The organism is Rhizobium sp. BK112, from assembly GCF_014193215.1.
GTDB classification, from domain to species: domain Bacteria; phylum Pseudomonadota; class Alphaproteobacteria; order Rhizobiales; family Rhizobiaceae; genus Rhizobium; species Rhizobium anhuiense.
In genome coordinates, this window is record NZ_JACHYZ010000009.1 from 53,000 (window position 1) to 75,194 (window position 22,195).

The following is a 22,195-nucleotide window of genomic DNA, read 5'->3' on the forward strand; positions in this document are numbered from 1 at the left end:
AAGATGGTCGAGGGTTCGTGTCAGGCGCCGAGCCAGATGCGCAGCGGATTTGCCGGGTTGGCGAGCAGCTTCACCGCAAGGGCGATGCAGACGAAGACGAGCAGAGGCTTGATGAGCTTTGCGCCGATGCGCATGGCCAGCCGGGAACCCAGCTGCGCGCCGAGGAACTGGCAGATGCCCATCAACAGGCCGATCTTCCAGAGGATCGCGCCGAAGCTTGCGAAGACGATGAGCGCGCCGAAATTCGATCCGAGATTGAGAAGCTTGGTGTGGGCCGTCGCCTTCAGCACGCCGAAGCCGGCGAGTGTGACGAAGGCCAGCATGAAGAAGGAACCGGTGCCGGGGCCGAAGACGCCGTCATAGAGGCCAATGACCGGAACAAGCGTCAAGCCAAAGGCAAAGGGTGTGATGAGACGGTGTTTGTCGAGGTCGTTGAGGTTCGGCTTGACGGCAAAGAAGATCGCGATCGCCACCAGCAGCACCGGCATGATCGCCTCCAGCACCTCACCGGGCACGATCGTGGCGAGTGCGGCGCCGAGTGCGCCGCCCATGATGGCCATCAGCGCCATCGGCAATTGCTCACGCAGCTCCACATGGCCCTTGCGAGCATAAGCGATCGTGGCCGAGGCGGCGCCGAAGAGGGACTGCACCTTGTTGGTGCCGAGGGTCTGGAGCGGCGGAATGCCGGCGATCAGCATGACGGGAACGGTGACGAGGCCGCCGCCGCCGGCAATGGAATCGACGAAACCGGCAAAAAAGGCAGCGATGCAGAGCAGCAGAAGCAGATGGAAGGCGATATCGGGCAAGGTGGTATTCCAGGGAGGGATTTCGGACGGCCTTGTTGCATTTGCCGCACCAAGCTGCAATGGCTGCGAGGACACGGGCAGGGCGCATTCGGCGGTTTTCCATGAGCGATATCTCTTTCGGTAGGGCGAGGCGCCACGTGCTCGGCCTCGGTTGCGAGCGGGGGACGCTACCTGCCGAGGTGTTGGCGCTTGCGATCGCAGCGCTCGACGCAGCCGGTATTGCTGCTGCGGAACTCGCAGCCATTGCCTCGATCGACAACCGGAGACATGAGCCGGCGATCCTTGCCGTTGCCGCGCATTTTTCCGTGCCCGTCGTGTTTTTCGACGCGCCGCGGCTGGAAGAGGAGACACCGCGGCTCAAGAATCCCTCCGCGAAGGTCTTTGCTCGCGTCGGCTGCCATGGGGTTGCCGAGGCAGCTGCGCTGGCGGCTGCGGGGCCGGATGCCGAGCTTGCCGTCGCCAAAATCAAATCTGCGCATGCGACGGCGGCAGTTGCCCGCAGCGGGTTGCAGAAAGCCTAGCCGACGTTATGGTGGCGCCAATTCGCGGCGCCGTCCGGCAGCTTCACGGGTTCACATCTAGAGGATATCTCATGCACAAGGTCATCTATGACACCGACCCTGGCGTTGACGACGCCATGGCGCTTCTTTTCCTGCACCGTCATGCCGAGATCGACCTTCTCGGCATTACCACGGTCTTCGGCAACGCTTCAGTCGAGACGACGACACGCAATGCGCTCTTCCTCAAGCGCGAATGGAATATTGCGGCACCGGTTGCCAAGGGCGCCAGCGTCACCATCGATTCCTCGCGTGCGGAGCGGCCGTGGCCGGCCATGGTGCATGGCGACAACGGTCTCGGCGATATCGACGTGCCGGAAACGATCGACCTGCCGCTCGATGCGCGCCCGGCGCATCGCTTCATCATCGACACGGTGCGCGCCAACCCGGGTGAGGTCCGCCTCGTCGCCGTCGGCCGGATGACCAACCTGGCGCTGGCGCTGAAGGAAGACCCCGAGATTGCGACGCTGGTCAAGGACGTCGTTATCATGGGCGGCAATTTCTATGTGCCGGGCAATGTCTCGCCGGTCGCCGAGGCCAATATTCACGGTGATCCCGAGGCTGCCGACATCGTCATGACCGCGCCGTGGAAAGTGGCCGTCATCGGCCTCGACGTCACCGCGATCACCACGATGAGCCGCAGCTATCTCGGCGAGATGGCGGCGAGGGGTGATAAGGCTCTCAAGCAGCTCGACGCGCTCTCGCAGTCCTATATCGATTTTTATAAGCACGCGGTCGAAGACGGCATGATGGTGCATGACAGCTGCGCCGGCGTCTATGTCGTGGCGCCCGAGCTGTTCTCGTCGATATCGGGTGCTGTGCGCGTCGTCTGTGGCGGCATCGCCGATGGCCAGACGATCGTCAAGCGGGACGGCCGGCATTTTCCGCCTAATGGAGACTGGGACGGCCTGCCGAGCCAGATCGTCTGCACCGGCATTGAATCGGAGAAGGTCATCGACCTCATCCGCAACACGCTGCTTGCCGCCTGACGGTCGGGAAGGCCGGCTGCGCCGCGGCTGGCCTTCTTGATGATATTATAATCTATTCATATTGTTGAGCGGGTTTGTTGTGAAATCGAATCCGCCTCTTTGCGAAGTGAGTCATAGCAATCTCAGCAACTTCCAGTGAGGTGACGGGCGCGGCGTTGACCTTGCCCTTTGCGGGGCCTAGATCAACATGATGATCGATGCCGCATTCTCCCATCTTCCGGCGCTGGAGCCGGGCAGCGTCTGGCTCGTCGGCGCCGGTCCCGGCGATCCCGGGCTTTTGACGCTGCTTGCCGCCAAGGGGCTTTTCGAGGCCGACGTCATCGTGCACGACGCGCTGGTGAACGAGGAATGCCTGGCACTGGCGCGGCCGGAAACGCTGGTGGAATATGCCGGCAAACGCGGCGGCAAGCCTTCGGCGAAACAGCGCGACATTTCGCTGCGGCTGGTGGATCTGGCGCGCGCCGGCAAGCGCGTGCTGCGGCTGAAGGGCGGCGATCCCTTCGTCTTCGGCCGCGGCGGCGAGGAGGCATTGACGCTGGTCGAGCACAATATTCCCTTCCGCATCGTGCCCGGCGTCACCGCCGGTATCGGCGGGCTTGCCTATGCCGGCATTCCGGTGACACATCGCGATATCAACCATGCCGTGACCTTCCTCACCGGCCATGATTCCTCCGGTATCGTGCCTGACAGGATCGACTGGGAGGCGATCGGCCGGGGCTCGCCCGTCATCGTCATGTATATGGCGATGAAGCATATCGCCGAGATCAGCGCCAATCTCATCGCCGCCGGCCGGCTGCCGTCGGAACCCGTCGCCTTCGTCTGCAATGCCGCCACCGGCCGGCAGCAGGTGGTGGAAACGACGCTCGGAGAGGCGACCGAGGCTGTTGCCGCCTCCGGGCTGGAGCCGCCGGCGGTGGTCGTCGTCGGCGAGGTGGTGCGGCTCAGAGCCTCGCTCGATTGGCTCGGCGCGCTCGGCGGACGGCGCCTGCAACCCGATCCGTTCCGCCGGTCCGGCAAGGTGCAGGCATGAGCGGCCTCCTGATCGCAGCCCCTTCCTCCGGCGCCGGCAAGACGACGGTGACGCTCGGGCTGCTCAGAGCGCTTCGCCGCCGCGGCATCGCGGTCGCGCCCGGCAAGGCAGGTCCTGACTATATCGACCCCGCCTTCCATGCGGCGGCAAGCGGCACGCTCTGCCTGAATTTCGATCCCTGGGCGATGCGCCCTGAACTGATCTCGGCCAATGCGGCCCTGCATCGCTCCGGCGACCGCATCCTCGTCATCGAGGCAATGATGGGGCTTTTCGACGGAGCGGCCGACGGAAAGGGCACGGCGGCCGATCTTGCCGCCCAGCTCGGTCTTTCGGTGGTGCTCGTCGTCGATGCCTCGCGCATGTCGCAGTCGGTGGCGCCGCTGGTCGCCGGTTTTGCCGGTTTCCGCGCCGATGTCCGCGTTGCCGGCGTCATCCTCAACAAGGTCGGCAGCGAACGGCACGAGGCGATGCTGCGCCAGGCGCTTGAGGCTATCCGCATGCCCGTCATCGCCGTGATCGGCAGCGACAAGGCGCTTTCGCTGCCGGAGCGCCATCTCGGCCTCGTCCAGGCCGGCGAACATGCGAGCCTCGAAGATTTCATCGATCACGCGGCGGATGCGGTCTCCGAGGAATGCAATTTTGAATTCCTGCTGCGCATCGCCAGGCAGGGGCTCAACCGGCCGTCGGCCGCCAATATCGAGCGGCTGATGCCGCTGGGCGCCCGTATCGCGGTGGCACGCGATGTCGCCTTTGCCTTTTCTTATGAGCACATGCTGCTCGGCTGGCGGCGCCGGGGTGCTGCGATCTCCTTCTTCTCGCCGCTTGCCGACGAGGCGCCGGCTGGCGATGCCGATGCGATTTATCTGCCGGGCGGTTATCCCGAGCTGCATGCCGGGCGGCTGGCCGCGGCGCAGAATTTTCGCGCCGGCATGCTCGATGCGGCGGCACGAGACACCAGGATCTACGGCGAGTGCGGCGGCTACATGGTGCTCGGCGACGGGCTGATTGACGCGGAAGGGCGCCGCCACGAAATGCTCGGCCTGCTGCCCGTCGTCACCAGCTATGCCAAGCGGCAACGCCATCTCGGCTATCGCCGCGTCATGCCGCTCGACGGCGCCTTTTTCGCGCGGACGATGACGGCGCATGAATTCCACTATTCCACCGTCGTCTCCGAGGGCGAGGGGAATCGGCTGTTTGCAACGCAGGATGCCCTCGGAACCGATCTGGGTGCTGCCGGCCTCCGGCGCGACCAGGTGGCGGGCTCCTACATGCATCTGATCGATCTGGCCGGAGCTGCCGCATGAGCGCACCGATCGCCCATGGCGGCGGCATCACCGCCGTTGCCGCCACCTTCGGCGGCAGGCCGGAAGACTGGCTCGATCTTTCCACCGGCATCAATCCATGCCCTGTCGCCTTGCCCGACATTCCGGCAAGGGCCTGGCATCGGCTGCCGGACCGGCATCTCGTCGATGAGGCAAGGCGCGCGGCGCGCGATCATTATGGCAGCGGCGAGATCCTGCCGCTGCCGGTGCCCGGCACGCAATCGGTGATCCAGTTGCTGCCGCGCCTCATCGCGGCGGGTAAGCCGGTTGGCGCCATGGACGACACGGTTGCCGTGGTATCGCCGACCTATGGGGAATATGCGCGCGCCTTCGCTTCGGCCGGCTTTGCCGTCGACGCGGTCGATAATGTTGCCGCAATCGGGATCGAGCATCGGCTCGCGGTTGTGGTCAATCCGAACAATCCGGATGGGCGCATATGGTCGACGGAAACGCTGGTCGCACTGCACGACAGGATGAAAGCGGCAAATGGGCTGCTCGTCGTCGATGAGGCTTTCGGGGATACCGATCCGGCGCTGAGCCTGGCGGCTCGCGTGCAAGAACTTTCCAACCTCATCATCTTCCGCTCTTTTGGCAAGTTCTTCGGACTTGCCGGCCTGCGGCTCGGCTTTGCGATTGCGCGTAGCGATATTCTCGCGCGCTTCGAGGATTGGCTCGGCCCCTGGGCGGTTTCCGGCCCGGCGCTTTCGATTGCAGCGTCGCTGCTGCGCTCGGATGTTACTTCGATCCGTAGCCGTATCGATGAACGTTGCGCCGGTCTGCATGCGGCGCTGATGGGAGCGGGATTACGGACGGCGGGGGGAACGGCGCTGTTTACCCTTGTCGCCGATGCGAGAGCCGGCGACATTTACACGCATCTCTGCAGCCATCATATTCTCGTCCGCAAGTTCGATTATGCGCCGGAGTGGCTGCGTTTCGGGCTGACGCCCGATGGGGCGGCGGACAGGCGGCTTATCGAAGCCCTTCAGAGATTTGAGCGATGACGATCGACGAAAACCTTCTCGTGCTGCTTCTGGCGCTGCTGCTCGACCGGATCCTCGGCGATCCGCAATGGCTGTGGTCGCGGGTGCCGCATCCCGTCGCCATCTTCGGCGCGGTGATTTCCTATGCCGACCAGCAGCTCAACCCATCAAGCCTGACAGGCTCGCAACGCCGGATGAACGGCGTCGCCGCCATCCTGGCGCTGCTTCTTCTGGCAGTGGCCGCAGGCTTGGTGTTCGACCGGTTTTTCGCGCTGTTCGGCCTTGCCGGCATCCTGCTGGAGACCGGGCTGGTGGCGATCTTCCTGGCGCAGAAGAGCCTTGCCGATCACGTCGCGGCCGTCGCTATTGCGCTGCGCGACGAAGGGCTTGCCGGTGGGCGGGCCGCCGTTTCCCGCATCGTCGGGCGCGATCCCGAGACTTTGGACGAGCCGGCCGTCTGCCGCGCGGCGATCGAAAGCCTTGCCGAGAATTTCTCCGATGGCGTGGTGGCGCCGGCGCTCTGGTATGCCGTCTTCGGCCTGCCGGGACTGCTTGCCTACAAGATGCTGAACACCGCGGATTCGATGATCGGCCACAGGTCGGAAAAATACATCGATTTCGGCTGGGCGGCCGCCCGGCTCGACGATGTCGCCAACTGGCCGGCCGCCCGCCTCTCGATCCTGCTGATCGCCGCCGGCGCCTGGATCAGGCGCGGCACCAGTGCCAGCCGAGAAGCGGTTCGGGTGGCGATGCGCGATGGCGGCCTCCACCGCTCGCCGAATTCCGGCCGGCCGGAAGCGGCAATGGCAGGTGCGCTCAATGTCCAACTCGCCGGCCCTCGGGTCTATGGCGGCGTCATCGTGGCCGAGCCGATGATCAACAATCCCGGGCGCGATATGGCCACTGCGGCCGATATCGAGGACGGCGTTTCGGTGTTCTATGCCAGCTGCATGGTGCTTACGGGCATCATCTTCGGGCTGTTCTTGTGTTTTCTCTAGGGTACATCACGCCCGGTGGACATGGCCGCCGCAAAGGTTTATTCGAACCGCCTCATATCTTATCAGACCGGAAGCAGAGCGATGACAGTTCAGGTTGAGTTACCGTGCCCGAAGTGCAAGAGCACGAAGATGAAGTTCGAACGTCCCGAGATCCGGGAGACCGACATCATCACCTGTGCGGCCTGCGGGCATAATCTCGGCACAATGGCCTCGATCCGCGAGAAGATGAACAAGGCCTACCAACAGCTCAAGCAGCCTTCGGCGGCGCGCAAGCTCCAGTGAAGCAGAGGCCGGTGTCTTACTCCGGTAACTCCCGCCTTGGCTCGTTAGAGTTGTGATTACCATTCGGATTAAAGCAATATAATAAGTATTGCCGTAGTCTCTCTTCCGTGAGGGCGCAATGAAGCTGCGCGGGCCGAAGAGGGGTTATCATGAAGACGATTTTGGCGGCTGCGGCCGCAAGTTTATTGCTGCAGTTTTCTCCGGTTGCCGCTCAGGCCGCAACGCTGGTCGCCAATATCAGCATCGGCAAGCAGACGATGACCGTTACCGAGAACGGCTTCGTCAAATATCGCTGGAAGGTTTCGACCGCGCGCAACGGTTATGTCACGCCGACCGGTTCGTGGAGCGCCAAATGGCTGTCGCGCGATCACCGCTCCAGGAAATACGACAATGCGCCGATGCCCTTCGCCGTGTTTTTCAACGGCGGTTACGCCGTTCACGCCACCTTCGACCTGAAGCGGCTGGGCCGGCCGGCCTCGCATGGTTGCGTTCGCTTACATCCGGACAATGCTGCCCAGTTCTTCTCGCTGGCACGACAGGCCGGCCTTGCCAATACCCGTGTCATAATCACGCGCTGATCCCGGACCGGAAAGCCGAATGCGGCATTTGATCCCTTTTTTACGCGCTGGTCATGCTCTGCAGCTCATCCATATCGGGGACGACGATATGTCGAAAGTTCTCGATGTGAATGACGCCCCGCTTGCGCAGCTTGGTCATCTGGCGGCTGACGGTTTCGATCGTCATCCCGAGGAAATCGGCGATCTCGGCGCGCGATAGCGGCAGATCGAAGGCGGTGCTCGTGGCGGTCTGCGGTTCGGCATGTGTGGCGATAAGGTAAAGCAGGCTTGCGACTTTCTCGCCTGCGGTGCGCCGGCCGAGCGTCAGCATCCACTCGCGCGCGGCATCGAGCTCCTTCAGCGCCTGATCGTGCAAGCTGCGCTGCAGCTCTGGTGTCTCGGATATCATGCGGTCGAGCAGGTTACGGGGAAAGACGCAGATTTCGGCGTCGGTCGCAGCCTCAGCCGATAGCGTGCTTTCACGCACGAAAGGTCTGCCGACAAAATCGGGGGCGAATTGCAGCCCGACGATCTGCTGGCGCCCGTCCTGCATCACCTTGCAGAGCTTCACCACCCCGCGCATGATGTTCGAATAGAAAGAGCTTTCCGCCCCTTGGGCGATGATTTCGCAGCCGGCCTCGATCTTGCGGCGCAGAGAGTGGCGGTTGAGCTCTCTCAATTGACCACTCGACAGGGCGCCGCAGACGACGCCGTGCCGCGCCTGGCAGGAAGCGCAAGCGACAGGAGTGCTGGTCTCGAAAAGCTCACTGCGTGCAACATCCATGTCCTGATCCCTTTTGAAATCTTCGTATGGCCGGCAGGATTGGCGCGTCCGGCATGGCCCATGCCCGCGCATGCCCCCAGCGCGCCTTGAGGATTATCAATTTCGCCGGGATCGCTGTTTGATTTAGATCAAAGCATCCCCGCCCGCCGGTTTTGCCGGAAGTTGCGTTTGCCGCGATGCGAGGGCCGTTCGCGGGTTTGATTCGGACGGCTTTTTCGCCTTCCGGCTGGGCGGGCTTTCGGGTGCGGCATCGCCGCGCGCCTCGGCGCCCGTCCCGGGGACGGCAAAGACCGGCATTCCATTGCTGTTTAGGCAACACCCAACCGGCAAATTGCCGCAACGCCGGGACGAAAGCATTGGCTTTTGAAATGGATTTGCCTATGAGGAGGTTTAAATCGTCATTTCATGAGGTACAGCGCGTGACCGCTACATTCGATAAAGTTGCCGACATTATTGCAGAAACCAGCGAGATCGACCGCGCGACGATCACGCCGGAGAGCCATACGATCGACGACCTCGGTATCGACAGCCTCGATTTCCTCGACATCGTCTTTGCGATCGACAAGGAATTCGGCATCAAGATTCCGCTCGAAAAGTGGACGCAGGAAGTCAACGAAGGCAAGGTTTCCACCGAAGAATATTTCGTGCTGAAGAACCTCTGCGCCAAGATCGACGAGCTCAAAGCAGCCAAGGCCTGAGCGACATAAAAGTCTTTTTTGAACGCCCTGCCGCCGTGAATATGGCGGCCGGGCGGTTTCGTTCCTAACTAGTGCATGTCGCCCAAAAGCGTGCAGCGGTTTTGGGGCGACGACATGCACAAAACAAAGACCTAAAGTGCGACCAGCTTCTATGCGACGCGCTTCAGGCGTCACCGGCGGGCGGATCTGGCCTGTCGGGCCGGAGGATCCGAATGCTGCTGGAATATTTCCAAATGATTGACCGCGTCGAAGCGGTGGACCTGAAGAAGGGCACGCTTAAGGCGCGATCCGTCGTGCCGGCCAAGAGCCCCGTTTTCGAAGGCCATTTTCCCGGAATGCCGCTGGTTCCCGGCGTGCTTCTGATCGAGACCATGGCGCAGGCCTCCGGCATGCTGGTGCTTGCCGTCACCGATTTTGCCGCCATGCCTTTCCTGATGACTGTCGACGGCGCCAAGATGCGCACCTTCGTCGAGCCGGAAGCGGTGCTCGACATCGAGGCGGTGCTGGAGCATGACGGTTCGGGTTTTGCGGTCACCAAGGCTAAAATCACCAGCGCCGGCAAGAAGGTCTGCGATGCGCAGCTGAAGCTTCGCACCATGCCGTTTTCCGAGGTGCCGCTCGGCGATATCGTGAAGAAACGTGCCGGCGAGATCGGGCTTCTCGAAGCGATCGCGGCGCAGGGAGTGATTGGATGAGCAAGGCTGCAAACGACGTCGTCATCACAGGCATCGGCATCGTCACCTGTCAGGGCGTCGGCAAGGATGCGCATATCGCGCTGCTTTCGGCCGGCACTACCCCGAAGGCGATCGTCGAGACCGAGAAGTTCAAGCCCTATCCGGTGCATCCGCTGCCCGAGATCGACTGGTCGCAGCAGATCGCCAAGCGCGGCGACCAGCGCCAGATGGAGAACTGGCAGCGCATCGGCGTTTTCGCTGCCGGCCTTGCGCTCGACGATGCCGGCTTCAAGGATGATATCGAGGCCTGCGGCGCCATGGACATGATCGTGGCGGCCGGCGGCGGCGAGCGTGACATCAATGTCGATACGCTGATCGTCGACGAAGCGCTGAAGCGCAACGACCGTGAGCTGTTGCTCAACGAAAAGCTGACGACGGAGCTCCGGCCGACGCTGTTCCTTGCCCAGCTTTCCAACCTGCTCGCCGGCAATATCTCGATCGTGCACAAGGTCACCGGCTCCTCGCGCACCTTCATGGGCGAGGAAGCGGCCGGCATATCAGCCGTCGAGACCGCCTTCTACCGCATCAAGTCAGGCGAATCCTCGCATGCGCTGGTTGGCGGCGCCTTCGCGGCCGAACGGCCCGATATGATCCTGCTCACCGAAGCGATCGGCGCGCATGCGCGCGGCGACTGGGTGCCGCTCTGGTCGCGGAGACCCAGCGACGGCGGCGGCATGATCACCGGTTCGGCCGGCGCCTTCCTGGTGCTCGAATCGCGCAAGCATGCCGAAGCCCGCGGTGCCCATATCTACGCCGTCATCGACGCGGTCGAGGGTGACCGCGGCAACCGCAATGCCGGCAATCTCGAGGTCCGGCTGGAGCGGCTCCTGGCACCGGCCGTCGGACTTGCCGCCGACAGCACGGCGGTCTTTTCCGGCTCGACCGGTATGCACGATCTTGCCGCCCGTGAACGGGCGGTGCTCGAACATCATTTGCCCGACGTTGCGATCCGCGGCTTCGGCGGCGTCACCGGCCATACGATCGAGACGCAGTTCACGCTGGGGCTGGCGCTTGCAGCCCTTGCCGTCGATGGCAAGGCCAAGGTTCCGCCCTTCGATGCCGCTCATGAGGCGCCGATGCGGGCAGGCGCCACCGCCGCCGTCGTAACCACGGTCGGACATCAGCGCGGCGAAGGTGTTGCCGTTCTTTCCGCAGATGCGTGAGGAGTAAGGACATGACAGCTTCCGCTTACAGGGATCATCTCGGCCGTCCGATCGTGGCGGTGACCGGCATGGGCATCATCACCTCGCTCGGTCAGGGCCTCAGCGACAACTGGGCAGCGCTCTCGTCTGGCACGTCGGGTATCCACGAGATCAACCGTTTCCCGACCGAGGGCCTGTCGACTCGGATCGCCGGCACTGTCGATTTCATCGGCATCCCAGTGCCGAATGCTGTCGAGCGCTCCTATGCCTTTGCCCGCGAAACGACGATCGAGGCGCTTGCTAATGCCGGCCTTTCCGGCGATTTCAACGGCCCGCTGTTCCTCGCCGCCCCGCCGATCGAGCCGGAATGGAGCGCGCGTTTCGAGCTTGCCGACCGTTCACCGGCCTCCGACCATCCGGGCGATGCCTATGAGCGCTTCCTGACGGCGCTGCGCCAGCGCCCGGACCCGGCCTTCCACGAGGCGGCACTGTTCGGCGCGATTTCCGAACGCCTGGCAGACCGGTTCGGCACGCGCGGCCTTCCCGTGACGCTGTCGACCGCATGCGCTTCCGGCGTCACCGCCATCCAACTCGGCATCGAAGCGATCCGCCAGGGCCGCACGACGCGGGCGCTGACGGTTGCGACCGACGGATCGCTGAGCGCCGAAGCGCTGATCCGCTTCTCGCTGCTGTCTGCCCTTTCGACGCAGAACGATCCGCCGACCAAGGCCTCCAAGCCATTCAGCAAGGATCGCGACGGCTTCGTCATCGCCGAAGGTGCCGCGACGCTGGTGCTGGAATCGCTGGAAGCGGCGGTCGCCCGTGGCGCCAAGGTGCTCGGTATCATGAAGGGCGCCGGCGACAAGGCTGACAGCTTTCATCGCACCCGGTCGTCGCCGGATGGCGGCCCGGCAATCGCGACGATCCGCGCGGCGCTTGCCGATGCCGGCATCGACGAGAGCGACATCGGCTACATCAATGCCCACGGCACCTCGACGCCGGAGAACGACAAGATGGAATATGGGGCGATGTCGGCCGTCTTCGGCGAGCGGCTCGTCGGCATCCCGGTCTCGTCGAACAAGTCGATGATCGGCCATACGCTGACGGCAGCGGGTGCCGTCGAGGCGGTGTTCTCGTTGCAGACGATGCTGACCGGGACGCTGCCGCCGACGATCAACTACACCAACCCCGATCCGTCGATCGTTCTCGATGTCGTGCCGAACAAGAAGCGGGAAGCCCAGGTTTCAGCCGTGCTTTCCAACTCCTTCGGCTTCGGCGGGCAGAATGCCAGCCTTGTCATGGCGCTCGAACCGGCTTAAGCGGTTCCCGACAAATTTTTGAGAGAGATGACGCCTTCAGGCGAGGGATTTTGCCATGCGCGCTTTGCAACTGATCGACGACCGCAAGCTTGAGATCACCGATCTGCCGGAACCGGACGCACCTGGCGCCGGAGAGGTGACGTTGCGGGTCAAGGCGGTGGCGCTCAATCACATCGACGTCTGGGGCTGGCGCGGCATGGCCTTCGCCAAGCGGAAGATGCCGCTGGTCATCGGTGCGGAAGCTTCGGGCGTCGTGGAATCGATCGGGCCGGGCGTCGCCAACGTGCTGCCGGGCCAGCTCGTCTCGATCTACGGCGCGCGCACCTGCGGTCTCTGCCGCCCCTGCCGCGAGGGCCGCGACAATCTCTGCGAACATGTCTCGGGCGTGCACGGCTTCCATCTCGACGGCTTTGCGCAGGAGAAGGTCAACCTGCCGGCGCGCCTGCTGGTGCCGGCTCCTCCCGGTGTCGATGCGATCGGTGCAGCACTTGCGCCCGTCACCTTCGGCACGGTCGAGCACATGCTGTTCGACAATGCCAAGCTCGAGCCGGGCGAGACGATTCTCGTCCACGCCGGCGGTTCCGGCATCGGCACGGCGGCGATCCAGCTTGCCAAGAAGATCGGCTGCACCGTCATCACCACGGTCGGTTCCGACGACAAGATCGAGAAGGCCAAGGCGCTTGGCGCCGATCACGTCATCAACTATCGCACCGACCGCTTCGAGGGCGTGGTGCGCAAGCTCACCAAGAAGAAGGGCGTCGACGTCGTCTTCGAACATGTCGGCAAGGACACCTGGGCGGGCTCGATGCTCTGCATGAAGCGCGGCGGGCGGCTCGTCACCTGCGGCTCGACCTCGGGTGTTTCCACAGAGATGAACCTGATGATGCTGTTCCAGCAGCAGCTGAAGCTTCTCGGCTCCTTCGGCTGCCGCATGGAGAACATGGCGGATGCGATGCAGAAGATGGGCCGCGGGCTCGTGCATCCGGTCATCGACACCGAAGTCAGCTTTAGCGATATCGACCGGGCGCTGGAGCGGATGGAATCGCGCCAGATCTTCGGCAAGATCATCCTGAAGATGGATTGACCGCGTGAAGCTCTTCATCACCCGGATCGTGCTGGCGCTCAGAAATTTCCAGCAATGGCTGGTGGCGCAGGTGATGTTCGGCTTCCTGAATTTCCTGAAGCTGTTTCCGGCCGATGGCGCGATCCGCTTCGCCGACAGGATGATGCGTCGCCTCGGCCGGCGCACCCGCCGCCACAGGCTGATGCTGACCAATCTTCGCAACGCCTTCCCCGAGAAGAGCGAGGCCGAGATCGAGGTGATCGCGCTCGACAGCTGGGGCAATATGGGCCGGCTGGCGGCCGAATACGTCTTCCTCGACCAACTGTTCGACTACGATCCCGAAAAGTCGGAGCCGGGCAGGGTAGAGGTGTCTGGCGTCCCGATCTTCCTCGACCTGCGTGACAATCCACGCCCCTTCATCGTCTTTACCGGCCACACCGCCAATTTCGAACTGCTGCCGGTGGCAGGGGCCGCCTTCGGGCTCACCGTGACCGTGCTTTTTCGGCCGCCGAACAATCCCTATGTCGCCAAGAAGGTGTTCGACTTCAGGAGTGCGCGCATGGGCAAGCTGGTGCCTTCGCATGCCGGTTCCTCCTTTGCGCTCGCCCGCCAGCTGGAAGCAGGCCAGGGGGTCGGCGTGCTCGTCGACCAGAAATTCCGTAAGGGGCTGAAAGGCACCTTCTTCGGGCGCGAGGTCAAGACCAATCCGCTGCTGCCGAAGCTGGTGCGCCAGTTCGACTGCGAGGTCTATCCGGCGCGCTGCATCCGGCTGCCGGGAAATCGCTACCGGCTGGAGATCGAGCCGCGGCTGGACATGCCGCGCGACGCCAAGGGCAATCTCGACCTGCCGGCAGCCGCCCAGCTGCTCAACGACAAGGTGGAAAGCTGGGTACGGGAATACCCGGAACAGTGGCTCTGGTATCACGACCGCTGGCAGATCAAGCAGACGCTCGCGCCTTAAGACAGATTGATTTTAGGTGGGCCGGTCTAAAAAACGCTTACACTTTCGGCATCGTGCTGCAAAAAGGTCCACCCTCAATTATCAGCGGTGAAAAGCGGCAGGTGCCCTCGGATTGAAACTGAGGGCACTTCATGTTACCCGTCACCACCAAGACGCGAATAAAGTCTACTGCAGGGCGCATTTTGGGGAGATGCAGCCTTAGCCGGTTTCGGACTCGTTCTTGGGACAATGGGAGTTGGAGCGTCTTGCTGGAGCTTTTTCGGGCCTTTTCCTTGCGTTGCGTTCAAATCGAGGAAGCCATCCGCTTGGGCGACGATCAGCGCGTCACGGCGCTCGACCGCCATGTCGAGCCGCTTGTTGAAGCGATTCTCGCCCACAAGGCGATGAACCTGCTCGAAGTCTACATGCAACTGCAGTTTGTGACCCATCTGATCGGCCAGGACGCCGACGATAGCGCCAGCGTCACCGAGCACACGACGGTGCTTTCCTACCTGCTCGACCGTTATTTCGGGGCGCATGGGCCGGACTGGCGCACGCCTTCGCCGCGGGATGTGCGCATCGAACCGCCGGCGGCCTATGTGCCGGATACAGACAACGGCCAGTTCCTCAATGCCGCGATCTTGGAAAGCCTGCCGGACCGCGTGGCCGTGCTGACGAGAGACTATCGCTACCTCTATTCCAATCCGGCCAACAGCGCCCATCTCGATAGAAAGCCGATGGAACTCATTGGCCGCCACCTTTCCGAATTCATCGGTGAGGAGCGGTTTGCCGAATGCGCCAAGCACAAGCTCGACGCCTGTTTTGCCGGGGACCAGATCGACTATACCTATGAGCGCCCGGCCGGCAGTGTCGGATCGCGGCAGGTGCGCTGTCGCATGTCGCCGCTGCGCGATGCGGGCGGTACTGTCATCGGTGCGCTGATCGTCATGGAAGATCACGATCGGCGGCGGCAGGCTGCCTGACCCCGGCCGGCTGATTCAGGCGCGCCCTGACCAATCAAGTTACCGTCAGGCAGTCGCCCAGACGGCGAGTTCGTAACCGTCGCGGTCGAGGAAGTGGAAGCGGCGGCCGCCGGGAAAATCGGTGATCGGCCGGCAGATCGTGCCGCCGGCTCTTTCCACTGAGGTCAGCACTTCTTCCAGGTCCTTGGCATAGACGACAACAAGCGGGCCGCCGGGCCGCACGGGGCCGAAATCGGTGAAGCCGCCCTTCAGCCGGCCATCGTCGAATTCGCAGTAGTTCGGGCCGTAGTCGGTGAAACGCCAGCCGAAGGCCGAGCCGTAAAAGGCTTTGGCGGCGGCGATGTCGGCGACGTTGAATTCGACATAATCGATACGGCGGTCGTGGTTTTCTGCTTTATCGGCCATCTATCTCTCCATCAGGGCTTTCAGCATGGCGAGATCCTTCTCGACATGGGCGGCATCGGCGGAAAACTGCGCGTCGGTCATGCCGGGCAGGCGCAGCATCATGAACATGACCTCGCAGCCATCGCCGTTCGGCACGATGCGCAGGGCATTATAGACCCTGAGACCGGATTCGATCGTCACCGTATGGTCGATCACGCCGAATTCATTGGCGGGAACGAAGCTCACCTTGACCGTGCCGAGAGGACCGTGGGCGATCCAGTCGGCGCCGTCGGGCTCGAAACCGGTCGCAAGGCCGGAGGCCCAGAGCGGCATGTTCTCCGGCTTGCCGGCAAAATCGTAGACGTCGCGCCAGTCGCGCTCGATCGACAGGTGGATGATTTTCGCGGGCATTGTCGACATGGCTTGCAGGTCCTTGGCATTTGGTTTCGTCAGAATAACAAACCAGCCGGCAGCGTCTTGAACAAAACGGTCAGTCAGCTCTTTTGCGCATGCTGAACTGGTCGAGAATGACGGCAGGCGTCAGAGTCGAAAGCTCGCCGACCTCGCGCGTCATGTGGGGCTGGTCGGCAAAGCCCGCTTCGAACGCCAGGCGGGCAAGCGGCATCGTGCCCGACCTGCGGCAGAGGTCGAGGAAACGCTGGAACCGGCGGATCCGTTCCAGTGTCTTTGCGCCATAGCCGAAATGATGGTGGCAGCGACGGCGCAGCTGCCTTTCGCTCATGCCGAGCCGGTCGAGCAGGCCGGATGCCGGGCGAGCGCTGTCGGCGGCGGCGAAGATCACGGCGGCGTCCCGGGCGGGTTCTTCCTCATGGCGTGCGGCTTCTTCGAGCAGGCGGCTGAAGAGCGCCATAGCGGCCGAGGGATTGGGACAATCCCCAAGCCGCGCCTCGAATTCGGCCGTGTCCTCCCGGCCAATGTCACTCAGGGGCACCGAGCAGCCGACCAGGGCCGAGAGCGGTGTCCTCAGCCAGGGTGCCGCGGCGCCCGGTGCAAAACGTGCGCCGATGACGGTTGCGCCCGGCCGGATGATGGGAAAGGCTGCCGTCCTGTCGGGGCCGGCGACGATCAGCCGGCCGTCGATCCAGAGAAGGTCGCAATAGCCGTCCGGCACGATTGCCACCATTGCCGGCGGTCCGTCATGGAGCGTATGCGACCAGAGGCGGCTGAAATGGCGCCGCAGCGCCGGCGGCGAGGCATGTTCGCGGTAGCGGCCGGCGCGGGCCGCCAGGAGAGCCGTATCTTTTCGTCTTCCTGATGCCAATGCGATATCTCCCGAGGCAATGATGATAACATGAGATAGGGCATTACGGGCAGGCCGCGCGAAAACTCGTCGCTTGCCGATCGGCCGGCCGCCGTCTGGGGTTGTCGGACAAGTCAGCAGTGCAAGCTTCATTTCATTGGCTTTTGCGAACCGATTAGACCCTTGCGAGACTTGCCGTTTGGCTGAGACAGTGCCACAACACCGGTCCAAATGACACATCGGAGGTTTGTCGTGGAAAAGGCAGAAATCGGACTGATCGGCCTTGCGGTCATGGGCTCCAACCTGGCGCTCAACATCGCGGAGAAAGGCAATAAAATCGCGGTCTTCAACCGCACGCCGGAGAAAACCGACGAATTCTACGAGAGCGCCGGCGATCTGAAGAAGCAGATCATTCCCTGCAAGACCATCGAAGAATTCGTCGAGGCGATCCGGCCGCCGCGCCCGATCATCATCATGATCAAGGCGGGTGATGCCGTCGACCAGCAGATGGAAGCGCTGCGCCCGCATCTTTCCAAGGGCGACATCATGATCGATGCCGGCAACGCCAATTTCCGCGACACCGTCGCCCGCTTCGACCGCCTCAAGGATACCGATCTGACCTTCATCGGCATGGGTGTATCCGGCGGTGAAGAAGGTGCGCGTCACGGCCCGTCGATCATGGTCGGCGGCACCGAGGAATCCTGGAAGCGCGTCGAAAAGGTGCTGACCTCGATTGCCGCCCGCTACAATGACGAGCCCTGCGTCGCCTGGCTCGGCAATGACGGCGCGGGCCATTTCGTCAAGACCATCCATAACGGCATCGAATATGCCGACATGCAGATGATCGCCGAAATCTACGGCATCCTGCGCGACGGCCTCGGCAAGAGTGCCTCCGACATCTCCGGCATCTTCGGCGAATGGAACAAGGGCCGGCTGAACTCCTACCTGATCGAGATCTCCGAAAAGGTGCTTGCCGCCAACGACCCCGTCTCCGGCGGGCCGATGGTCGACATGATCCTCGACAAGGCCGGCCAGAAGGGCACCGGCAAGTGGTCGGCGATCGAGGCGCAGAACATGGGCATTCCGGCAACGGCGATCGAAGCCGCGGTCGCCGCCCGCAGTCTCTCCTCGATGAAATCGCAGCGCGAAGCCGCCGAAAAGATCTTCGGCACGCAGGCCGTATCCTTCCCGATCGCCTACGGCCCCGAACTCAACAAGGATCTGGAACTGGCGCTGTTTGCCGCCAAGATCGGCGCCTATGCGCAGGGCTTCGCGGTGATGGCGGAAGCCTCGCGCGAGTTCAACTGGTCGCTGCCGATGCCGACGATCGCCCGTATTTGGCGCGCCGGCTGCATCATCCGCTCGCAGTTCCTCGACGAGATCACCTCGGCCTTCACCAAGGCGCCTGATGCCGCCAACCTCATCGTAACGCCCGCCTTCTCGGACATGGTCAAGGAATCGATCCCGGCGCTTCGCCGCGTCGTTGCGGCTGCGATTTCCGCCGGCCTGCCGGTGCCGGCGCTAACCTCGGCGCTCACCTATTTCGATGCTTACCGTCAGGGCAGGGGAACGGCGAACCTCATCCAGGCCCAGCGCGACTTCTTCGGCGCCCACGGCTTCGACCGCCTCGATGGCAAGGATTTCCACCACGGCCCATGGGGCAGTGGTGCGGCAACCTTCTAAGGTCTGCCGAGTAGAGATCGAGAAGAAGCCCGGCCGTCGCGCCGGGCTTTTTCGTGAGGTGTGTCGCGCTGCTCCATTTTGCAGGATGCCAAATGGCGGACTTTCGGAAAGTGTAGGATTTAATCGTGCTCTGTGGGATAAGGGTGCAAAAGCTTTCCAAAGCGAGGAACGGTTCGGAGCGAGATTCGGGATGGCCTGAGGATCGTCGGCTTCGAACGAAGCCTGAGCATTGCTTTCACCGTTGAGGGTGAAACCGTCTATATCCTCAGGATCATGTCCGGTGGGCAGGAGCTGCGCCTTTATGAAGAATGATGCCATCGATGTCGCCGAGTGGTGCTTAATCGATGCCAACCTTGAATAGCGCTGGGGGAGTTGACAGTGTTCTCAATCCTCTTCCTGGAACACTGCCTCGCGCTTCGCCTTGATGCTCGGCAGGAAGACGACGACGAGAACGGCTAATGCGAGCAACAGCAGGATGGCGCTGATCGGCCTGGTGACGAAGGTCGTCGGATCGCCGCGCGAGAGGATCATCGCCCGTCGCAGGTTTTCCTCGAGCAGCGGCCCGAGCACGAATCCGAGCAGAAGCGGCGCCGGCTCGCAACGCAGCTTGACCAGCGCGTAACCGGCAAGGCCGAAGAAGGCGACCGCGTAGAGATCGTAGACATTGGAGTTGACGCTGTAGACCCCAATTGCGCAGAAGGCCATGATGATCGGGAAGAGCACATAGTAGGGGATGGTGAGTAGTTTCACCCAGAGCCCGATCAGGGGCAGGTTTAGCACCACCAGCATCAGGTTGCCGATCCACATCGAGGCGATGATGCCCCAGAACAGTGCCGGCTGCTCCACGGCGACGTTCGGACCGGGAACAATGCCCTGGATGATCATTGCGCCGACCATCAACGCCATCACAGGATTGGCCGGGATACCCAGCGTCAAAAGCGGGATGAACGAAGTCTGCGCGCCGGCATTATTGGCCGATTCCGGACCGGCGACGCCGGCAATCGCACCGTGGCCGAATTCTTCTGGCGTTTTCGACAAGCGCTTCTCGACGGTATAGGAGGCGAAAGCCGCCAGGATTGCGCCGCCGCCCGGCAGGATGCCGAGCGCCGAGCCGATGCCAGTGCCGCGAATGACCGGCCACATCATCTCCTTGAAGTCCTGTCGTGTAGGCAACAGGCCGCTGACCTTTGCCATCAGCACCGTGCGGGTCTTCTCGCCCTCGAGGTTGCGCAGGATTTCCGCCACGCCGAAGACACCGACGGCGACAGCGACGAAGTTCAGCCCGTCGGCATATTCGCGGATGCCGAGTGTGAAGCGCGGCGCGCCGGTATAGATGTCGGTGCCGACGAGGCCGAGCAGCAGTCCGAGCGCCACCATCGCTAAGGCCTTGACAACGGAACCATGCGCCAGTGCGATCGAGGAGACGAGGCCGACGATCATCAGCGAGAAATATTCCGCCGAGCCGAATTGCAGCGCGATTGCGGTGAGCGGCGGCGCGAAGATCGCGACGAGAAAGGTCGACACGGTGCCAGCGAAGAACGAGCCGAGCGCGGCGATCGCAAGCGCTGCGCCGGCCCGGCCTTTGCGCGCCATCTGGTAACCGTCGATCGCGGTGACGGCCGAGGAAGATTCGCCCGGCATGTTGATGAGGATCGCCGTCGTCGAGCCACCATACTGCGCGCCGTAATAGATGCCGGCGAGCATGATGAGCGACGAAACCGGCTCGAGCTGGAAGGTGATCGGCAAGAGCATGGCGATCGTCGCCGTGGCGCCGATGCCGGGCAGCACGCCGATCAGCGTGCCGAGCAGCACGCCGATCAGGCAGAAGAACAGGTTTTCCGGAGTGCCGGCTGTCGCAAAGCCGAGCGCGAGATTGTTGAAAAGATCCATCATCGCCTCCTAGAACCGGACCCAGGGGCCGAAACGCTCGAACGGCAGGCCGAGCCCATAGCTGAACACGGCGACGGAGAAGACGGTGATGCCGAACGACAGAGCCACCGCCATGGGCGGGCGCATCTTCTGCGAGGCAAAGGAGGCGATCAGCGCGGAGAAGAATAACGCCACAACGAAACCGAGCCCACGAACGGTGAGACCGAAGAAGATCGGCGCCGGCAGGATGAACAGCAGGCCTCGCCAGGCAATCGGCCCGATCGGCTCACCCTCGACCCGTGCCGACTGGATCACGATAATAGTCCCCAGGAGCGTCAGGATGATCGCCAGGACCAACGGAAAATAGCCCGGACCCATGCGGAACGCCCTGCCGAGGTCAAGATTGAAGGACTGATAGGCGAAGAATACCCCGAGCGCGACGAAGATCGCTCCGCAGGTGGCGTTCGTGGAATCGAAGGAAACGGATTTCATGATAGCTCCGAAAATTGAAGGCGGTGCGATCAATATTCTCCGCTTCCCTGATAATAGGAACGGGATACATTCGATCGCCGCCGATACTTGTTATCGCGGGCCGTTCCGAAAGCTTCCCCCTCAGAGAAGGGAGAAGGATGCAAAATGGAAGGCGAATGGAGCATCCGGCGTCCTGGTCGAATCTCAACTCGGAAAGGTGAGGCCTCGGCGGACGTCAATCCAGTTTGGCCGGATGACCGGTTCATCCCTGTTCTAAGGCATTGGAAAATAGGCCGAACATCGGTGCCGCTGTGTTACCGCCTATTGCCGCACGATGCCCGAATCCTCGATGACTTTTGACCACTTCTCGATATCCGCTTTTAGACGATCTCCGATCTCCTGTGGCGTGCTGGAACGGGCTTCGACGCCGAGCTCGGCAAACCGCTTCTTCACGTCGGGATCGGCAAGCACCTCGACGAGCGTTGCGTTGAGCTTGTCCACTACGGCCTGCGGCGTGCCAGCGGGCGCGAAAATGCCGTTCCAGGACGTGACGTCGAACCCCTTCACACCTTCTTCCTCGGCCGTCGCCACATCCGGCAGGAGGATCGAGCGGGTAGGGCCAGAGGATGCAATCGCAACCGCCTGGTTTTGCTGGAGGGCAGCCTTCAGCGCGGTCTGGCTGTCGATGATCATGTCGAGTTCCCCACCGAGCAGGGCAACCTGAAGATCCGGCGTACCCTTATAGGGGACGATGGTAAAATCGACTCCGGCGGTCGACTTGAAGAGTTCGGCCGCAAGGTTCTGGCTGCTCCCCACATTGATCGTCCCGACGTTGAGCGCGGCTGGATTGGCGCGGGCAGCTTCGAGAATATCCTTGAGGGATTTGAATTTACTATCTGCCTTGGTGACGAATACAAAGTCGAAGTAAGCCAGGCTGGATACCGGCACGAAATCGGCGACGGGGTCGAACTGCAGGTTCTTGAACAGCGGGACACTGATTGCGGTGCCGTTTGAAAGCAATGCCAGCGTATATCCGTCGGGTTCACCATTCAGCGCAACCCGAGCGGCGACTGATCCGCCGGCACCTGGCTGGTTCATGATAACGATCTGTTTCCCGAGCTTTTTGCCAAGCGAATCGCCGACGATGCGCGCGGTAATGTCGGCAATTCCGCCGGGACCGAAGGGAATGACGAGACTGATCTCGCGGGTCGGATAGTCGTCCTCCTGCGCCGCGGCGGCCCCTGTCATCGCAAGTGTCAGAAGGCACGCGGGGATCAGTGATTTCATCAATGTTGGCATCCGCCGCGATAGCATATTCCGTTGGTGTTGTATGTTCATAGTCT

The 22,195-nt window shown here is 62.6% G+C and carries 24 protein-coding genes; 16 read left to right on the forward strand and 8 right to left on the reverse strand.

The window, feature by feature from the left end:
- Positions 1-20 precede the first annotated feature (20 nt).
- On the reverse strand, positions 21-806 hold the full coding sequence (locus FHT75_RS23165; RefSeq protein ID WP_047611645.1) for a TSUP family transporter: 786 nt from the start codon (positions 804-806) through the stop codon (positions 21-23).
- A 101-nt stretch (positions 807-907) separates the two neighbouring features.
- On the opposite strand from FHT75_RS23165, the gene FHT75_RS23170 reads away from it, so the two are divergent.
- From FHT75_RS23170 to FHT75_RS23205, 8 genes are all read left to right on the forward strand, one after another.
- Positions 908-1,327: a cobalamin biosynthesis protein gene (locus FHT75_RS23170; RefSeq protein ID WP_047610280.1), complete on the forward strand. Its 420-nt coding sequence runs from the start codon at positions 908-910 to the stop codon at positions 1,325-1,327.
- Between the two features lie 71 nt (positions 1,328-1,398).
- Positions 1,399-2,352, forward strand: coding sequence for a nucleoside hydrolase (locus tag FHT75_RS23175; protein ID WP_028756566.1), 954 nt, complete (start codon positions 1,399-1,401; stop codon positions 2,350-2,352).
- 190 nt (positions 2,353-2,542) lie between these two features.
- Positions 2,543-3,382 (forward strand): uroporphyrinogen-III C-methyltransferase, encoded by an 840-nt coding sequence (gene cobA / locus FHT75_RS23180; RefSeq protein ID WP_063475208.1) that lies wholly within the window; start codon positions 2,543-2,545, stop codon positions 3,380-3,382.
- Positions 3,379-4,686 carry a cobyrinate a,c-diamide synthase gene (locus FHT75_RS23185; RefSeq protein WP_047610278.1) on the forward strand — a complete coding sequence of 436 codons (1,308 nt, stop codon included), beginning with the start codon at positions 3,379-3,381 and terminating at the stop codon, positions 4,684-4,686. The genes cobA and FHT75_RS23185 overlap by 4 nt, the downstream gene beginning before the upstream one ends.
- Positions 4,683-5,705 (forward strand): threonine-phosphate decarboxylase CobD, encoded by a 1,023-nt coding sequence (gene cobD / locus FHT75_RS23190; RefSeq protein ID WP_183844998.1) that lies wholly within the window; start codon positions 4,683-4,685, stop codon positions 5,703-5,705. The genes FHT75_RS23185 and cobD overlap by 4 nt, the downstream gene beginning before the upstream one ends.
- Positions 5,702-6,682 (forward strand): adenosylcobinamide-phosphate synthase CbiB, encoded by a 981-nt coding sequence (gene cbiB / locus FHT75_RS23195; protein WP_028756577.1) that lies wholly within the window; start codon positions 5,702-5,704, stop codon positions 6,680-6,682. The genes cobD and cbiB overlap by 4 nt, the downstream gene beginning before the upstream one ends.
- Positions 6,683-6,763: 81 nt before the next feature.
- Positions 6,764-6,964, forward strand: a complete 201-nt coding sequence (locus FHT75_RS23200; protein WP_028756576.1) for a hypothetical protein — start codon at positions 6,764-6,766, stop codon at positions 6,962-6,964.
- Between the two features lie 149 nt (positions 6,965-7,113).
- On the forward strand, positions 7,114-7,542 hold the full coding sequence (locus FHT75_RS23205; protein ID WP_028756575.1) for a L,D-transpeptidase: 429 nt from the start codon (positions 7,114-7,116) through the stop codon (positions 7,540-7,542).
- A 40-nt stretch (positions 7,543-7,582) separates the two neighbouring features.
- Here FHT75_RS23205 and FHT75_RS23210 read toward each other — a convergent pair whose 3' ends face one another.
- Complete coding sequence (locus FHT75_RS23210) at positions 7,583-8,305, reverse strand: Crp/Fnr family transcriptional regulator (RefSeq protein ID WP_028756574.1); 723 nt, start codon at positions 8,303-8,305, stop codon at positions 7,583-7,585.
- Between the two features lie 419 nt (positions 8,306-8,724).
- Between FHT75_RS23210 and FHT75_RS23215 the strand changes: the two genes are divergently transcribed.
- From FHT75_RS23215 to FHT75_RS23245, 7 genes are all read left to right on the forward strand, one after another.
- The gene (locus FHT75_RS23215; protein WP_003540486.1) at positions 8,725-9,003 is read left to right on the forward strand and encodes an acyl carrier protein; all 279 of its coding nucleotides are present in this window, start codon (positions 8,725-8,727) and stop codon (positions 9,001-9,003) included.
- Between the two features lie 212 nt (positions 9,004-9,215).
- Entirely contained in the window at positions 9,216-9,698 is a 483-nt protein-coding gene (locus FHT75_RS23220; protein ID WP_003564235.1) for a 3-hydroxyacyl-ACP dehydratase FabZ family protein, read from the forward strand.
- Positions 9,695-10,900 (forward strand): beta-ketoacyl-ACP synthase, encoded by a 1,206-nt coding sequence (locus FHT75_RS23225; protein ID WP_183844999.1) that lies wholly within the window; start codon positions 9,695-9,697, stop codon positions 10,898-10,900. The genes FHT75_RS23220 and FHT75_RS23225 overlap by 4 nt, the downstream gene beginning before the upstream one ends.
- Before the next feature lie 11 nt (positions 10,901-10,911).
- Complete coding sequence (locus tag FHT75_RS23230; RefSeq protein ID WP_063475073.1) at positions 10,912-12,198, forward strand: beta-ketoacyl-ACP synthase; 1,287 nt, start codon at positions 10,912-10,914, stop codon at positions 12,196-12,198.
- Between the two features lie 55 nt (positions 12,199-12,253).
- Positions 12,254-13,282: a zinc-binding dehydrogenase gene (locus tag FHT75_RS23235; protein ID WP_063475072.1), complete on the forward strand. Its 1,029-nt coding sequence runs from the start codon at positions 12,254-12,256 to the stop codon at positions 13,280-13,282.
- A gap of 4 nt (positions 13,283-13,286) precedes the next feature.
- Positions 13,287-14,222: a lipid A biosynthesis lauroyl acyltransferase gene (locus FHT75_RS23240; protein ID WP_047610269.1), complete on the forward strand. Its 936-nt coding sequence runs from the start codon at positions 13,287-13,289 to the stop codon at positions 14,220-14,222.
- A 245-nt stretch (positions 14,223-14,467) separates the two neighbouring features.
- A complete protein-coding gene (locus FHT75_RS23245; protein WP_063475070.1) occupies positions 14,468-15,184 on the forward strand; it encodes a PAS domain-containing protein in 717 nt (238 codons plus the stop codon).
- A gap of 45 nt (positions 15,185-15,229) precedes the next feature.
- On the opposite strand, the gene FHT75_RS23250 is transcribed toward FHT75_RS23245, so the two are convergent.
- From FHT75_RS23250 to FHT75_RS23260, 3 genes are all read right to left on the reverse strand, one after another.
- Entirely contained in the window at positions 15,230-15,589 is a 360-nt protein-coding gene (locus FHT75_RS23250; protein WP_047610265.1) for a VOC family protein, read from the reverse strand.
- Entirely contained in the window at positions 15,590-15,988 is a 399-nt protein-coding gene (locus FHT75_RS23255; RefSeq protein ID WP_183845000.1) for an SRPBCC family protein, read from the reverse strand. It lies immediately after the preceding gene.
- A gap of 70 nt (positions 15,989-16,058) precedes the next feature.
- On the reverse strand, positions 16,059-16,850 hold the full coding sequence (locus FHT75_RS23260; protein ID WP_047610261.1) for a helix-turn-helix domain-containing protein: 792 nt from the start codon (positions 16,848-16,850) through the stop codon (positions 16,059-16,061).
- Between the two features lie 210 nt (positions 16,851-17,060).
- Between FHT75_RS23260 and gndA the strand changes: the two genes are divergently transcribed.
- Positions 17,061-18,512, forward strand: a complete 1,452-nt coding sequence (gene gndA, locus FHT75_RS23265; protein ID WP_174824475.1) for an NADP-dependent phosphogluconate dehydrogenase — start codon at positions 17,061-17,063, stop codon at positions 18,510-18,512.
- Between the two features lie 384 nt (positions 18,513-18,896).
- Here the strand turns inward: gndA and FHT75_RS23270 are convergent, their stop codons facing one another.
- From FHT75_RS23270 to FHT75_RS23280, 3 genes are all read right to left on the reverse strand, one after another.
- On the reverse strand, positions 18,897-20,402 hold the full coding sequence (locus FHT75_RS23270; RefSeq protein ID WP_183845001.1) for a tripartite tricarboxylate transporter permease: 1,506 nt from the start codon (positions 20,400-20,402) through the stop codon (positions 18,897-18,899).
- A 9-nt stretch (positions 20,403-20,411) separates the two neighbouring features.
- Positions 20,412-20,873 (reverse strand): tripartite tricarboxylate transporter TctB family protein, encoded by a 462-nt coding sequence (locus FHT75_RS23275; RefSeq protein ID WP_097543714.1) that lies wholly within the window; start codon positions 20,871-20,873, stop codon positions 20,412-20,414.
- A gap of 300 nt (positions 20,874-21,173) precedes the next feature.
- Complete coding sequence (locus tag FHT75_RS23280; protein WP_373289111.1) at positions 21,174-22,166, reverse strand: Bug family tripartite tricarboxylate transporter substrate binding protein; 993 nt, start codon at positions 22,164-22,166, stop codon at positions 21,174-21,176.
- Positions 22,167-22,195 lie beyond the last annotated feature (29 nt).